This window comes from Methanobacterium sp. CWC-01 (assembly GCF_030323845.1).
Lineage (GTDB): Archaea > Methanobacteriota > Methanobacteria > Methanobacteriales > Methanobacteriaceae > Methanobacterium > Methanobacterium aridiramus.
Genome location: NZ_CP040735.1, coordinates 1574776 through 1590347, shown reverse-complemented (window position 1 = coordinate 1590347; position 15572 = coordinate 1574776). Strand labels below are relative to the sequence as shown.

Below are 15572 nucleotides of genomic sequence, written 5' to 3'. Positions count from 1 at the left end.
TAGACATTTCACCTGATAAAATGTCTCTTATGGAACCAAATGCAACCAAGAAAAGGTTGCATAGTGAGTTAGAGGAAAACGAAGCTAATTTTCGAATAGTTGCGGATTTTACCTATGACTGGGAATACTGGATATCACCCGACGGTAGAATAATCTATTGTTCTCCTTCATGTAAACGTATTACTGGGTACGAACCGCAGGAGTTTGTGAAAAGACCACAACTTCTTCACGAAATCATACACCCTGAGGATCAACCACTTCTGGGTGACCATTTCCAAAAAATAGACGCCGAAGATGCAAATTATCTGGAATTTCGCATAATAAATCGTGAGGAAGATGTGCGCTGGATTTCCCACGCCTGTAAATCTGTTTTTGATGAAAATAATCAGTATTTAGGCTGTAGAGTTAGTAATCGAGACGTTACTGATGAAAAGTTGGCCGAAAAGGCTCTTAAAAAGAGTGAAGAGAAGTATCGGACTCTTTTTGAGACCATGACGCAGGGTGTAATCTACAGGGATTCAAAGGGTCGGATTACTTCCATGAATCCTGCTGCCGAGAAGATTATGGGCTATAAGGTGGATGACATCGTAAATAAGAAAATTGAAGACCCCATCTGGAAGGCAATTCACGAAGACGGTACAGAATTTCCAGCAGAAACTCATCCAGCCATTGTAGCCTTAAAGACTGGGAAAACAGTGAAAGAGGTGGTAATAGGGATTGAAAGACCATGGCAAGAAGGTTACACTTGGTTGAACATACAGGCCATTCCCCTATTCCGGCCTGGAGAAGTGAAACCCCACCAGGTTTACACCATTTTTGAAGACATTACCCCTGAAAAACAAGCTGAAGAAGCACTTAAGGATGTCAAACTGAGTTACGAGAGCCTATTTTTTAATGATATGGTTGGTTTGGCTTATTGCAAGGTTGTTAATATTCCCCATGAACCTTTAGATTTTATTTTTATTGATGTTAATAATACATATGAATCCTTTTCAGGTTTAACACGAGAAAAGGTAGTGGGTAAAAGAATTAGCCAACTCTTGCCCAATTTAGATCAATCCAGAATAGATCTCTTAGCCAATGTGGGTCTAACCGGAGAAAGCATAAAATATGAACATTATGAGCCTCACTTTAAACGCTGGTTTGATATGAGCATCTACAGCCCTAAAAAGGGTTACATTGTTATCATCTTTCTTGAAATATCAGAGCGGAAAAATGTCGAAAATTCATTGCGCGAAACCCAAGAAAAGTTAACTTTACTCTTTGAAACGCTGCCCATAGGAGTTTCCATTATAGATCAGGACCGGAAGGTCATAGATGCTAATCCTGCACTGGAACAGATCCTAAGACTTTCCCAAGAAGAAATAATTAATGGAAAGCATAGAAGACGGAAGTACATCAGACCAGACGGTACAGAAATGAGAGAAGATGAATTTCCCAGCTCAAAAATCTTCCAAAGTGGAAACCAGATTAAAGAAGCAGAGATTGGCATCACCACAGAAGATGGGCAAACCATTTGGACCAACGTTAAAGCAACCGCATTACTTTTTCCCGATTGGAAAGGATTGATACTTACTTCAGATATCACACAACGTAAAAATGCAGAAAAGGCCCTTAAAGAAAGTGAAAAAAGTTATCGGGAGTTAGTTGACAATTCCCTGGTGGCCATCTTTAGGACTAATTTGCAGGGGGATATTTTATTTGCCAATGAGGCCATGGCCAGTATTTTCCACTACGATAGTGTTGATCAATTGAAGAAAGATAATATCGTAAAGTTATACCAAAATCAAGAGCAGAGAAATTTAATAGTTCAAAAACTGAAGAAGGATGGTCAGCTTTCCGATTGTGAAGTTGAAATGGTTGATAAATATGGTAAGATCACGCATGTGCTGGTAAGTCTCAATCTAGAAGGTTCCGTGATTACTGGTATGTTTATGGACATCACTCGGAGTAAGATAGCGGAGCAGAATCTGCGAGAAAGTGAAGAACGCTATCACTCTTTATTTAACCAGATGACCGAAGGTTTTGCCGTACACGAAATTATCTGCGATAAAGAAGGAGTACCCGTTGATTATCGTTTTCTAGACATTAACCCGGCCTTTGAAAAGCTTACCGGACTTAAAAGAGAAAAAGTAGTTGGAAAGCTGAAAAGTGAGGTGTTGCCAAACGATACTGTGGACTGGGCGAAGATTTATGGGATAGTGGCTCTTACTGGACATCCTATCCATTTCGAGGATTATTCAGATACTTTGAAACGATACTACGAGATTGATGCTTACTCTCCTAAGCCAAATCATTTTGCATCCATTTTTACGGATATAACTGAGCGTAGAATGGCAGAAGAAAATCTTAGAGTAACTCTAAAAAAGCTGGAGAAATCTAATTACGACTTGGAACAGTTCGCCTATGTGGCCTCCCATGACTTGCAGGAGCCTTTGCGGATGATAAGCAGTTTCCTCCAGCTTCTCCAACGACGTTACGAAAATGATTTGGATGAAGATGCCAATGAGTTCATTAATTTTGCAGTAAATGGAGCATCTCGTATGCAAGAACTCATAAATGATCTTCTAGAATTTTCCCGTCTGAATACCAAAAAAATCGATTTAAAGGAAATAGATACAAAAGAAGTGTTAGATCAAGTAATATTCGAATCAAAAATGATGATAGACAAGAATAATGCACTTATAACCCATGGCCCACTTCCAATTATCTCAGCAGATTATTCACAGATGAAACAGTTGTTACAGAATCTAATTACCAATGCTATTAAATATCATGGTCCAGAGAAGCCAAGAGTTCATGTTACAGCCCAAAGAGATGGAGGAGATTGGTTATTCACCGTAAGTGATAATGGCATAGGAATTGAAGAAAATCAGAGGGATAGAATTTTTAAGATATTCCAGCGGTTGCATGGAAGAGATGAATATGAAGGAACGGGCATAGGTCTGGCTATAGCTAAGCGGATAGTAGAAAGACATGATGGAAGAATTTGGGTGGAATCAAACCCAGAAGGAGGTTCCACATTCTACTTCACCATTCCCCAGGGGGTTAATTATGAGGTATAGCGCTGAGAATCCATTAGGTAAGATGGTTGAGATTTTATTGATTGAGGACAATCCTGGAGACATCCGTTTAGTGAAAGAAGTATTTAAAGATGCTAAATTAAATAACAACCTTCAGGTAGCATTGGATGGGGAGGAAGCCATTAAAATGCTTCGGCAGGAAGGAGAGTACTTCAAGACACCACGACCAGATCTGATACTTCTTGATTTAAACTTGCCAAAAAAGAATGGCAGAGAGGTTTTAAGAGAGATTAAAGAAGATGATAAACTTAAATGCATACCAGTGGTTATATTGACTACCTCCAATGCAGAAGAGGATTTAATCGAAACCTACAAACGTGATGCCAACTGTTACATTACCAAACCAGTTGATCTGGACGAGTTCATCAAGGTAGTGAAAAGTATCCAGAATTTCTGGCTGGAGATAGTAAAACTGCCTCCCCGGTGATAAAAATGAATGAAATTAAGGTTCTTTTAGTAGAGGATAACCCCGGCGATGTGATAATAATAAGGGAAATGTTTAAGGAGATTTATGGTCTTGATTTCAGGGTTGTACATGCCAAGGGACTTCATGATGGAATAAACCATCTTAAGAACACTGATTTTGATATTTTACTTCTGGATTTAAATCTTCCCGACAGCCAGGGAATTGAGACCGTTAAAAGCATGAACCAGGAAGCTCCAGATTTGCCCATCATCATCCTCACCGGATTTTCAGACGAGGAACTGGCCATTAGTTCCGTGGGAGAGGGTGCTCAGGACTACCTGGTTAAAGGACAGATAGATAGCCCACTTTTAGCCCGATCCATAAAGTATGCCATAGAGCGTAAAAGTATTGAAAGAAAATTAAGAAAAAGCGAAGAAAAATATCGACTTATGGTGGAGAAGATACAGTCCGGAGTGTTTTTAATAAACTCCCAGAACAAACTGAAATATGTAAACGAAGCCATGGCCAAAATGTTAGGTTACAGTGTGACCGAGATGATAGATAGGGATATCTTTAATTTTACAGTGCCATCTGACAAATATAAATTAAAGGATCATTTGAGCAGCCTCAAAAAAAGACCCGCGCAGACCTATGAACTGGAATTTATCACCCATAAAGGTTCCAAAGTATGTTTTCTCATTGCCACCAGCGCCCTGTTTAAAGGAAATGACTATTTAGGAGCCATTTCTATCATGACCGATATCAGCGCACGTAAAGGGATGGAAAAATCCTTAATGGATGCCATGATAGAGAAAGATAATGAGTTCTTCTTAATCATGGGCAGTATGGTGGAGGCCATGAAACCACTTATTCAACAGGATAACGTGGAGGACTTTCATGACAAGTTTACCTAGATTATACAATCCAGTTTGGATCACACTTAGTATTTCTTAGAATGTCGAAGTTATTTTTTTAGGAAGTGAAGAAATGCCCCACTATGGCGAAAAAAAGGCAGGGGGCATGTCCTACTGGACCCTGGAAGGGGATCAGACAACAGCCTTAAAACCCTACCTGGAAGGCCTTGATAAACAATCCCAATCGGTAATATTCAAAAGGAACCAGGAATATTATATCGCCAGCGCAGAAAAAACCATAGCCAGATTGGAACTGGCAAAAACCAGGGTCAAATGTACAGGAATATCTGATAAAAAGTATCTTATGTTGATGGATAAGATTTCTACTGGCCTGAACTGGCTGAATGCTCTTAAAAATGAAATCAAGGATGCAACCAATGACCAGGAACTGCAGACGGTGATATCTTATAAAAAATGGCATGCAGTGAAACTTTTACCATCGGCGGCAGAGGGATATGCCATTGCATATACTATGAACCTGAAAATTAATTACCAACCTAAAATTAAATTAAGCCATAAAACTGAGTTGGCAAATGCTAAACATCATAAAAAACACGCCCAAAAGATATTCAAGGATTTGTTAAATCTAAAAGAGAATTCAGACTTTCAAAAGGCCGAGATAAGTCGTTTAGACGCGTTTGAAGGGTTAGAAGCTGCTCAGATAATAATTAACTCCATGTTCGACAGATAATATCTTAATACCTTTGTCCCTTATCTATTTTTTAGAATATTCTGTTTAGTTAGATTGTCATGTTTGTGCACCAGTCTCACAAACTGCAAAATCGGGACATTAAACATGGAAGCGTTCATTATTAATTTATATTCCCCATTTAACCACCCTGAAAAGGCAGATTACTTCAGATACTCGTCTTTTTCTTCACCCAAATATTCCCGGTAAGATAATGCTTTGAATTTAGTTCCCAGATCACGAGTAATCCGTTCCATCCTTTTCACCTTTTCATGGATGTTCAGGGCTTTCAACTGGGTTAAATCTTCTTCCATCTCAGATAAACTGGCAATCATTTCCAGAAACAATTTTTCTGAAACGATCATGACCTTTACACCCTCCCCATAGGGTTTAAGATCCTGTGGCCGGCACTCCACCTTACAATTTTTCACCGTTCCCACAATAGGCTGCGGATCCATCTTAATACACCTCCTAATGCAATTTCCCGAGATCAACTACTGGGCTGCATCCCTCCTAGTCCGGACCTTCACATTTTTTTCAAATGCCTAAGATAATTCTTCTTCTGCCTTTTTAAGACTAATGGGCGCGTATAGTTAACATTAACACTTTTTAGTGCCATTCTACAGGCAGAAACCACTGGCCCATCCATGGTGTCACAGTGGGCCCATGATATCACCTCTACTTTTATTTTTGTATTTATTCGATAATAAATCCCAAGTAATATTTGCTGAAACCGCTCCCTTGAAACGCTCCCAAAGAAAATTAAATGGAGAATAAATTCCATACTACTATAAGTTACTGTTAAGGTAGAAAAAATATTTTAAAGCCACATGAAAACCGCAGATATCCCTAAAATCCGACTTCACAACCAACAACTGGAGAAAGGCAAATTCATAAAACCCGATAGATTGTTATCCTGGTTAGCGGCAATTCAGGCCCAGGACTATCAGGGTGCCAAATGGTCACTCGGTCTGCGCTTGCCAGGGAGTACTGAGGCCATGATTGAACAGGCCCTAAGCGAAAAAAAGATGGTGCGAACCTGGCTTATGCGTGGTACTCTGCATTTTGTGGCAGCATCAGATGTGCGCTGGATGCTAAACCTTTTAGCACCAAGAATCATTTCCAGGAATGCCCGGCGCTACCGGGAGCTGGAACTGGATGAACCTACCCTGGCTCGTAGCAATGAAGTGTTGAAGAATGCTTTACAGGAGGGGGAAGAGTCAAATCGGAGGGACCTGTTGTTAATTCTCGAAGAGAATGGCATCTCCACTAAGGGGCAGCGTGCCGCCTACCTGCTCCAGAGGGCTTCTCTGGATGGCCTAATCTGCCAGAGTGTAACGATCCGAAACAACCCTTCCTACATTTCCCTGGATTCTTTACCTAAAAATAACACTATAAAACCTGAGTATGGACTGGTGGAGCTTGCTAAACGATACTTCACCACCCGTGGCCCAGCTACTCTCCAGGATTTTGTGTGGTGGTCGGGACTGCTCATGGCTGATGCCCGGGAAGGTTTGGAGGGTGTGATGTCAGATTTAGTATCGGAAGATTTGAATGGTAAAACTTATTGGAGAACCCCTCACCCCACTCTCGAGTCAGATCTCTTGCCAAAGGTTCACTTACTCCCCAGTTTCGATGAATTTTTGATCAGCTATAAAGATCGCAGCGCATCACTGGTTACACCTTCCGCTCAGGAGGTGGCGGTGGGTAACCGTTTTAAAAACACCATTGCCATAAATGGTGAGGTTGTAGGAACCTGGAAGCGTGATTTGAAGAATGATGGGATGATTATAACCTCAATACTTTTCAGAATACTTGATGCCAAGGAGAATAATGCCTTGAAATCGGCAGGAAAACGCTATGTCGAATTTTTAGGCGCGACAGCCTATGATGTTAAATAGGATGTGGAGTCGTCAATAGATGTATAATCATACCTTATTTTACAAGCGTGTTGATTTTTTTCAGGTCTTCTAGGGGCTTGTTGGATCTTTTCAGGAGTGTTCATAAAGAAAGGCCCCGTAACTTGCCATTGGTTCTTTAGGAAGCTTGCCTGAAACCATTAAGAACCCCTTTGGGAGCAAGGCTCGAATAGCATCCCCCCACCGAGTCACTTCCCTATCATTCATTCAATGTCCTCCCGATTTTCCTTCTTCCAGGGGAAGTTTACTGATGTTCCAACCCACGAATCCCCCCAAAATATTATAGACATGGTGAAAACCAAGTTCTTTCATGATTCCCATGAAATACTCTCCCCTTACCCCGCTTTTACAATAAATGATGTATTTTTTATCTTTATCCATGTTTAAAACCTTCTTTCTGAATTGGTGACCATCATAATCTAGATTCTTTGCACCGGGGATGTGTCCTGCTGCAAATTCATCCCGAGGTCTAACATCCAGAACAACTAAGTTAGAGTCATTCTCATGTTTTTTAATAAATTTAAACGCATCCTGGGGTGATATAGTTCCCATCTGGTCTTTTTTAGATTCCGACATCAGACTCCTCCCGTTATAGAACTAAGGGGTCACTCGGGGCTTAGGTTTACCGTATATCAAGTCTGCCGCCATAAAAATTCACCGACCCCTTTTATGGCTAAATCCCATATTTCAACAATTCCTTCAGTGGGAAACAGGCTTTGCATCGAGCACACCCGGCTTTAGCTTTTAGAGGATTTAATCCGCACTCCCTAACAGTATCCAACCATTCCTGGTAGATCCTGACTGCATCTTCCAATTTAGGAGGGCGTTTTTTTTCATAATCTGCACCGTATAGTGGCCGGAAGGGTTTGGGTAGGGGTATGGCCCCGGTTTGGGCTATTTTTCTAATCCCCTCCATGGTCTTCTCCGGGGGCTCCAGACCCATCAGTATCCAGGAACTGACCTGGTTTTCTCCTAACACATTCACTGCATTGGTCATGGACTTCAGGTAAGCATCCAGAGAATTTCTCTTAGCTTTTCCGGGAATGACCTTTTCCCTCCTTTTCTGGTCATAAACCTCCAGGTTGAAACTAATGGCATCAGTGCCTTTAGAATGCAAATCTTCGATTTCTTCCAGGTTAAGTGGCCCTATCTCGATGAATATGGGTAGTTTGCTGACCTTTCTTATCTCCGCAATGGTGTTTCCATATATCCAGGCCGCGTTTTTAAGTGCCCCGGCGTTTAGGTTAATGTCCTTGGGTTCAACGTATTGTTTTCTTTTTAAGATCTCTTTATCGCTAAGGTCAGGATTGTACTTGTCCTCTAGGTTAAAACAGGCCCGTAATTCTGGATTTTCTTGGATGGTTTCTATGGTTCGGGCCACCTGCCGGGGATGGCGGAATATCACCCGGTGGCCCACATCGATTATGCAGAATTTACAGCCCTGTCCCTCTTTTTTGTAGGTACAAAAGTTGGACAGGGCCGTGGCCAGGGTATCTTTACCATGTAACTGTATCTGGTCAGAATGGGGTGTTAAATGCCAGGCAGGTTCTCTTAGGGTGGCTCTTATAACTTTTTCACCATCCTTTAGTATCCAGCCCTGGTGGTCAATGATCTTAAACTGGTAGGGTGATTCTTCCAGGAAGGGCTGGAGAACTCCAATGTTACAGGGTTCCTGGTGGTCTAGGATGAATGATTTCCCACTACCAGCCACTCCGGCCCTTGATTTTCCACTTTCAGCATATGCCTCCGGTACTATCTCCCGGGCATAGGGTGCGTTGGGATCCACCCGGATGCCTTTACAGAGCAGATCTACCTTTAATCTGGTTAATTGATTCATTTTAGAATATTTTAAATTTAAACCTCGTAGGAATTGATGTCTGGGGACTGTCTGGGGACGTTATGAAAATCAATAGTAATCTTAAAAATAAAAAAGGATGATGAGTTAGATTAGTCGCCGCTCAACAGGCCACCAATAGCTCCCCCAATCCCCATGGCTACGATATTCACGATTAGTGAAACCAGAATCAGGGTTAACCCGGTGACTAATCCTGCTGCTAATCCAGCGATACCACCAAAAATGGTTCCTCCAATGATTAACAGAATGGCCAGCACTATTGATCCGAAGGCTCCGGCCACGGTAGCATTCCAAAGACCTCCCAAAAGACCTTCATGAACCCAGTATCCCACAATAAATCCAGCAATGAACAGTCCCAGGTTAACACCCCAGTAGGCGTTGACAAAATATCCAAACAAGTTACCCAGTATCACTGCTAAAATAAATCCAACAATAACTGGACCCCATTTTACCATATAATTCCCCCTTATCTTTGTATTGGTGTTATAGAATATGGAATTAAACCTATCTAAACATTTGTATTAATTTTCAATGTCAGCTTCCTGGTACTCCACGAGCAATTGTTCCTCCTGGTCTTTTTTCGGGAACTTGAAGAATACTATGGCCGCTCCAATAATGATGGCTACTATCCCGGCAATGTAGGCCCAATGATCTCCTGCTAAAAATGAAGCTCTGGCGGCACTTATGATCTGGGTTGAATATTGGGGATGCTGCTGTGCAAGGGCCATGGCACTGGAAAATGATTTCTGAAGTGTTACTTCTATGCTGCTGGATATTTGCTCCTGGATAGAGGCCGGCAGAGCACTGATCTGTGATGCAATGGAACTGGCGTAACCAGCGGTTAGCAGGGCGCCGAATATGGAGGTCATGATGGCACCTCCAAAATCTCGTTGCAAGTCTGCCGTTCCCGAAGCCATACCCACTCGTTTAACCGGAACTGAACCAGTGAGGGAATGGGAAGCAGGAGTTCCTGCCAACCCGACCCCCACTCCGACTAGGGCATAGGCCAGCCCCACCTTCCAGTATGGAATGTTCTCCTGCCATAAGAACAGCATGGTGAAGAATCCTAACAAGCAGAATAAATATCCTAAAAGGAGTGTAAAACGGGCCCCATGAGACTCAACCAGCCGGGCAGATCGTGGTGCTACCAGAATCATCAGTGCTGCTGCCGGTAAAATTGAGATCCCGGCATCCAGGGTGGAGTAGCTGAGAACATTTTGTAAGAACTGCTGGCCAATGTACATGGCCCCCATTAGTGCACCAAAAACAATGGTACCTGCGCAGGCCGCCACCCAGAATATGCTACGACTGGCTACTTTAAGATCATAGAGAGGATTCTCTACGTTACGCTGGCGCCTTATAAATAAGACACCAGCAGCAGCGGCAATGATTATTAACCCCATAACCATAGCTCTTGAACCAGGAACCGGGGCAAAGTTAATGGCCAGGATTAAGGTTCCCAGTAATAAAAGAGATAGAAGACCTCCAATGTTATCTACTGGAGCTTTAGTTTCGTTTATATGAGCGGGAATGAACATTATGGCCATTATGAGAGCCACCGCAGCCAGGGGTAATGTCACTAGAAATACGGAACCCCAGTTGGCAAAGGTGAGAAGGTATCCGGAGATTACCGGTCCAAGGGAGGCTATAGCCGCCCCTACGCCGGACCATAATGCAATGGACCTGGTTCGTCTTACACCGGACCAAAAAGCAGCTATAAGTGCCAGAGTGGTAGGAAAAGCCATTCCTGCAGCTAAACCACCAAGTATACGGGCCATAATAAGGATCTCAACCGAAGGAGCGTAGCCAGCTACGATGGATGCGGGTATGGCCAGCAGAGTGCCTATGATAAGCATCATCTTCCGGCCATGGTGGTCTCCCAAGGCCCCAAACCACAGTACCGACGCAGCCAGCCCCAGGGAGTAACCAACTGCCACCAGATTAATCTGTACCTGTGAAGCGTCAAAAGCAAATCCGATGGAGGGTAGAGCCACATTGGCAACTGATAAATTAAGATTGGCCACCGCCGCCACCAGGATGAGGGTGGTAAGTACCATCATCCCGGGGTCAGAATCTTCTTTGGTGTTTAATTCCGCATCCATTTTTCTCAAAACCCTTGAATACCTAAGGGATTGCTTGTATATGAATATACTATGTAGTGAATATGCTATGCTGGCAAATTACTTTAATCACTCCAAACTTGGGGATGGACTAAATCCTGAAAATAAATGTTGAATTTTTATCAACGGTTGAATCTTCCTTTTATTCTCTTATACTGTTCTACTAAATCTTTAATTTGCTCTTTTACATTCTTCTTAGTGCTGTAGGGCAATATTCCGCCATTTAGACTTATTTCTTCTTTTTCTAATTGGCTTAGATTGGTGATGCCTTTCTCTTTCCACAGATCAAGCCATCCTTCTAGAGGACGTTCCAGGTTGGTAATATCCATCCCTAAGTGCTCTCCCCACAGTATTTTTCTGAAGTTTTCAATGTAACCAGATTGGGGGGAGTTCATGTCAAACATTATGGCATTCATTTCCATGTTCCGGTGATTTTCTGATATTTCACTACTTCCAAACTCCTCGGCGACACTCAATGAAGATCCGTCAAGATTAGCAGTGCCTATTGTGGCCCATATATCGTCTACGATGGCAACTTTGCTGTGAATGTAACAGTTATGCAGTTTGTTCTTTCCATTAGAGAATTTACCTGACCATTTGGCAAAAACTCCAATTTGAGGATGTTCAATGGTTAACCTTTGCAGGTCTAGTCCCATGAATTCAAAACCGTAATGTTGCCAGCTCCGGTAAGTGGGAACGTCAGGAACTTCATTAATGAGCATGATGACCTGTAACTTGGGGTTTAGTTCAACTGCCTTTTTTAAAGCCCCGATAATGTATTTATTGGTGAAGTACTGGTTTTCGAGATAAATAAAATCTTGGGCGTTGGTGATGGCTTTTCTGTACGCTTCCAGCACTCCGGCTTCTCCTTTTTTGGATAGGGTCTCGGGGGTTATGGATCTTACGATCTGTAGCGACTCATTTTCAACTCTCAGATCGGGATTGAAGTCCATTATCTTTTCTGAGGTTATAATACGGCTTATTTTTTTATTTAAAGATTTATTTTCATTAATCTTATCTTCACCATCGAAATCCAGGTCGGAAAGATAATTCCAGAGTTCAATGAAAAATTCTTCCAGGTGGTTGATTACTGGACCTTCGAAATACGTTGAAACGTCATGGTAAGGGCCTTCGTTTTTATCCAAACGTCTTGGTTCGTTAATGTCATGTTTACTGGTATCCCAATAGCTCTGAGTAAAGGGTGATCCAATTATAAATGCTTTCTCTCCATCGGCAACAATTACCTTGGCATGCATAGAAAATGGGCCTTTGGCTGGGAATCTTCTTACTTTCACATCACTTTCTTTAAAATAAGCATATAACTCGTCGTAATTATCAGGAACCACCCTATTTTCATTTATGATAATTTTAACATCCACCCCCCGTTTTTGAGCTTCTAAAAGTTTGTATGCTAACGGATCATCGCTTTTATAATCTGATGGATCATCTGAGAATGAAAAGAATCGGGGCACGAATTCAGGGTAAAATATAAACTGGGTTAAGTAAATGTAGGACTTAGCTTGCTCGATAACTTCCACCATCTTTTCCCAGGCCACATGATTATCAATCAATATTTCAAAATTATTATTCGAACTCACTCTGGATGGTGAAGCACTGTTTAATGTAACCGGCCATCCCTCAATCTCAGCCCGGTAAATAATAATATCCCTTATTTTTTCAATGGTGCTGGTGATGTTCTGGTGGACTTCCGTTTCTTTAAGCTCGAATACACCCAGCCTATCCTTAACTATGATTCTTATATCCGGATCTTTGTCGAGAATTTCTAGATATTTTTCTGGGGGATAGATGATGCGGTAATATCCATTTTCATCGGTAATCGAAGATCCTAAAAGATCATCCCTCAAGGAGAATAAGAGATTATATTTGTCCTTTATAAAATCCAGGGAACTTCCTAAAATTCCTTCTTCCTTAATTAAAATTCCTTCTTTAATAAAAGATTTAACCTTAGATTCTATGAGATTCAGGGCATTTAATTCAATTTTCCCATAATCAACATCTTCGGCTATTACGATCAATCCTTCAACAGGATTACCCTTTTCATCTTTAATCTGCCCTTCAACTCCAATATTTCCATTATGAAATTTTATAACCCCAAAATCAACAACATCTTCAATTTCTTTAGAAATGTTCATTACCGGTTTTTCATCGATTAAAAACACTATTTTTATTTTATTTTCCGATTTCTCCTTTTGTTCGAGATTTAAAGTTAAATCAATTTCAAATTTACCATTTTCATCAGTTACAGCATCACTGATGGTAGGAGCATCAGCAAAAAAGGAAGAATTGTCTAGAATTACCTTTAATTGAATGCCAAAGATGGGTTTTTCGTTATCGTCCACCAGTTGTCCATACACCTTAATTTCCATAGAAATCCCCCTTTCATTACTGAACTAGTTTATGAAGCTTAAAACAGCATTTAATCCGGAATAAAGACCTTCCAACTAATAAAAAAATCTAACCAGATTATTGCTCTTGGTATAAATTATATGGGATTTATATTGAAAATTTTTTTCCATCATATCAAACCATTAAAAATATTATAATCACTTCTTAGCTGGTTTGTCTGAAGGCCCATTAATAAATTTAATAGTACATTTAAATTGTATAATTATTTATATCATAATCAACATATAACATTTTATAACCATTAAAAGGAGGTGAAATAGATGGAAGAAGTAAAAGAAGCAAAAACCATGATTAAAGAAGTAAAATCTTTGCCAGTAGTCGCTGTTTCTTTGATAGTATCAGTTATTACATTGATTCTAGCATTCATATTTGGAGTGATCTGGTTCATAATCGGATATGCAGCCATATACCAACTAAGCACCATTATTATCAGTTTAAACAATGAAACAGCAGCAATAGTGAATTCAGTGGCAGGTTCAATCACATCCATGGGAGCCCTATATCTAATCATTATATGGCCTATAGAAGCATTTATCGGAACATTTATTTTGACTGCAATAGTAGCCCTACTCTACAACGTACTAGCACCCAGAATCGGCGGCATTAAATTAGAACTTGAATAAAAAAGATTTGATATAATAAAGAGGTGATGTAAATGGTTGAAACACAACAAGCGAGTGCAGGTGGGATGATTGGACTTGCAATTATTATCGCAATCCTAATACTGGTATTCCCCTTCTTAATCTATTGGCTAGCATGGTTTGCAGTATTCATGTTGTTCTTCGGTGGTATTGCGGCCTTATTCGCAAAATAGTCTAAATGAAAGCATGAATACTTACTTTTATTTTTTAAAATTGTCTTTATTAATCTGTAAAACTAACGAACATGAACCTTTAACAAAGTAACTAAAATTAGACTAAAATTAATACAAATAATAAATCACTGCCATTATACAAGTGTTATTATACATCTTTCAAATTCATTGATTGTGTTAGTCGATTTATATGTTTTTTAATTTCTTCTAATTCATTTTCTTTTTCGTTAAGTCTATCCAGTAGTTTTTTATATTCATCAGGGATGATTTCTCTTTCAATAGCCACTTTATCTATGGACAATTCATCTAAGGCGCCGATATATTTATTTTTAAGGACTTCTATTTCATTGTAAGAATGATAATCAATATTATCATTCAATTTTTGTCCTAGAAGAGCATTTATGGTTGATTCATCCATTCCTGATTCATTTAATTTATTTTTAAAGTACTTTCGAAGCATAGTAGAAGAAAAAAATCGTCTTTTTTTTGTTAAGTAGCCAAAGTTGGCCCTATTGTTCACACGTTTAAAGATAGAACCATGAGAAGATTTCTTTAAAGCATGGTTCTGTGAATTAACGAAAAGAGGATCGTTAAGTGATTTAATATCTTTATTCTTCCTTTTTCGATCAATCAAGTAGCTTATAATGGCTTTCGTTGATTCAGGAGTGTTAAAGGTAACGTAAGGTTTGCCAGTCCTATTTTTTTCTATTTTCCAAGTTCCAACAATTTCATCTATTTTAAGAAGTTTATTCGCTATTTTTTTTACATTAAATAATTCTTCAGGTTCTAAATCGAGGTATTCTGTAATGGAATTAATAAAATCCCCATAAGTTAAGCATCTTAACTCTGTGGCCTCCATGCCCGATGATAAATGTAGCAAAATTATGGCTTTATCTCTCAAGTTGCTTAATTCGAGAGCTTCTTTAATCTGATCTAAAGAAATGAGTATGTTATTCTCCAAATGAGGGGGTTCAATAAGTTTTATTTTGTTAATGTCCTTAGTATCAACATTAAAAGCATGATAAAATGCTTTTACAGTATCTACTCGGTTAATAATTGTATTTGAGGATTTACCACCTTTTTTAAGGGTTTCGATATAATCGTTGAAAAACTCATCTACTTTTCTTAAACCATCTTTTTGAGCCTCTTTAATTAACTGAGATGGATTTTTACCTACAAATTCAAAAAAAGATCTTAATCTTCCAGCATATACTCTTTCAGTTGCTTCCGAGAGGTTCCTGCCCCTAATGAACTTAACAAAATATGGATCATTAAATATTTCGATTTCAGATTCCTGCATAATAATCAGGCCTTTTCATTTATCAAACATTTCTGTGGTATTAAAT

Annotated in this window: 14 protein-coding genes; 7 read left to right on the top strand and 7 right to left on the bottom strand. The window is 39.9% G+C overall.

Annotated elements, in window-relative coordinates:
* Window positions 1-29 precede the first annotated feature (29 nt).
* The 4 genes from FGU46_RS08655 to FGU46_RS08640 all read left to right on the top strand — a co-directional run bounded on the left by FGU46_RS08655 (window position 30) and on the right by FGU46_RS08640 (window position 5094).
* Window positions 30-3065, top strand: a complete 3036-nt coding sequence (locus FGU46_RS08655; RefSeq protein WP_286474154.1) for a PAS domain S-box protein — start codon at window positions 30-32, stop codon at window positions 3063-3065.
* On the top strand, window positions 3055-3510 hold the full coding sequence (locus tag FGU46_RS08650) for a response regulator (RefSeq protein WP_286474146.1): 456 nt from the start codon (window positions 3055-3057) through the stop codon (window positions 3508-3510). The genes FGU46_RS08655 and FGU46_RS08650 overlap by 11 nt, the downstream gene beginning before the upstream one ends.
* A gap of 5 nt (window positions 3511-3515) precedes the next feature.
* Window positions 3516-4403 carry a PAS domain-containing response regulator gene (locus FGU46_RS08645; RefSeq protein WP_286474143.1) on the top strand — a complete coding sequence of 296 codons (888 nt, stop codon included), beginning with the start codon at window positions 3516-3518 and terminating at the stop codon, window positions 4401-4403.
* Window positions 4404-4476: 73 nt separating this feature from the next.
* Window positions 4477-5094 carry a hypothetical protein gene (locus tag FGU46_RS08640; protein WP_286474142.1) on the top strand — a complete coding sequence of 206 codons (618 nt, stop codon included), beginning with the start codon at window positions 4477-4479 and terminating at the stop codon, window positions 5092-5094.
* Window positions 5095-5255: 161 nt separating this feature from the next.
* Here FGU46_RS08640 and FGU46_RS08635 read toward each other — a convergent pair whose 3' ends face one another.
* Window positions 5256-5549, bottom strand: coding sequence for a hypothetical protein (locus FGU46_RS08635; RefSeq protein ID WP_286474139.1), 294 nt, complete (start codon window positions 5547-5549; stop codon window positions 5256-5258).
* A gap of 372 nt (window positions 5550-5921) precedes the next feature.
* Here FGU46_RS08635 and FGU46_RS08630 point away from each other — a divergent pair, with 372 nt between their 5' ends.
* Window positions 5922-6992 carry a winged helix DNA-binding domain-containing protein gene (locus FGU46_RS08630; protein WP_286474137.1) on the top strand — a complete coding sequence of 357 codons (1071 nt, stop codon included), beginning with the start codon at window positions 5922-5924 and terminating at the stop codon, window positions 6990-6992.
* 225 nt (window positions 6993-7217) lie between these two features.
* Here FGU46_RS08630 and FGU46_RS08625 read toward each other — a convergent pair whose 3' ends face one another.
* The 5 genes from FGU46_RS08625 to FGU46_RS08605 all read right to left on the bottom strand — a co-directional run bounded on the left by FGU46_RS08625 (window position 7218) and on the right by FGU46_RS08605 (window position 13372).
* Window positions 7218-7586 carry a rhodanese-like domain-containing protein gene (locus tag FGU46_RS08625; protein ID WP_286474135.1) on the bottom strand — a complete coding sequence of 123 codons (369 nt, stop codon included), beginning with the start codon at window positions 7584-7586 and terminating at the stop codon, window positions 7218-7220.
* A 97-nt stretch (window positions 7587-7683) separates the two neighbouring features.
* On the bottom strand, window positions 7684-8847 hold the full coding sequence (locus FGU46_RS08620) for a hypothetical protein (RefSeq protein WP_286474134.1): 1164 nt from the start codon (window positions 8845-8847) through the stop codon (window positions 7684-7686).
* Between the two features lie 110 nt (window positions 8848-8957).
* Complete coding sequence (locus tag FGU46_RS08615; RefSeq protein WP_286474132.1) at window positions 8958-9320, bottom strand: DUF5518 domain-containing protein; 363 nt, start codon at window positions 9318-9320, stop codon at window positions 8958-8960.
* A gap of 66 nt (window positions 9321-9386) precedes the next feature.
* Window positions 9387-10967: an MFS transporter gene (locus FGU46_RS08610; RefSeq protein WP_286474129.1), complete on the bottom strand. Its 1581-nt coding sequence runs from the start codon at window positions 10965-10967 to the stop codon at window positions 9387-9389.
* 140 nt (window positions 10968-11107) lie between these two features.
* Complete coding sequence (locus FGU46_RS08605) at window positions 11108-13372, bottom strand: phospholipase D-like domain-containing protein (RefSeq protein ID WP_286474127.1); 2265 nt, start codon at window positions 13370-13372, stop codon at window positions 11108-11110.
* Between the two features lie 300 nt (window positions 13373-13672).
* Here FGU46_RS08605 and FGU46_RS08600 point away from each other — a divergent pair, with 300 nt between their 5' ends.
* On the top strand, window positions 13673-14035 hold the full coding sequence (locus FGU46_RS08600) for a DUF3566 domain-containing protein (protein WP_286474124.1): 363 nt from the start codon (window positions 13673-13675) through the stop codon (window positions 14033-14035).
* Window positions 14036-14067: 32 nt separating this feature from the next.
* On the top strand, window positions 14068-14226 hold the full coding sequence (locus FGU46_RS08595) for a hypothetical protein (protein WP_286474122.1): 159 nt from the start codon (window positions 14068-14070) through the stop codon (window positions 14224-14226).
* Between the two features lie 148 nt (window positions 14227-14374).
* On the opposite strand, the gene FGU46_RS08590 is transcribed toward FGU46_RS08595, so the two are convergent.
* Window positions 14375-15526: a tyrosine-type recombinase/integrase gene (locus tag FGU46_RS08590; RefSeq protein WP_286474120.1), complete on the bottom strand. Its 1152-nt coding sequence runs from the start codon at window positions 15524-15526 to the stop codon at window positions 14375-14377.
* Window positions 15527-15572: the final 46 nt, after the last annotated feature.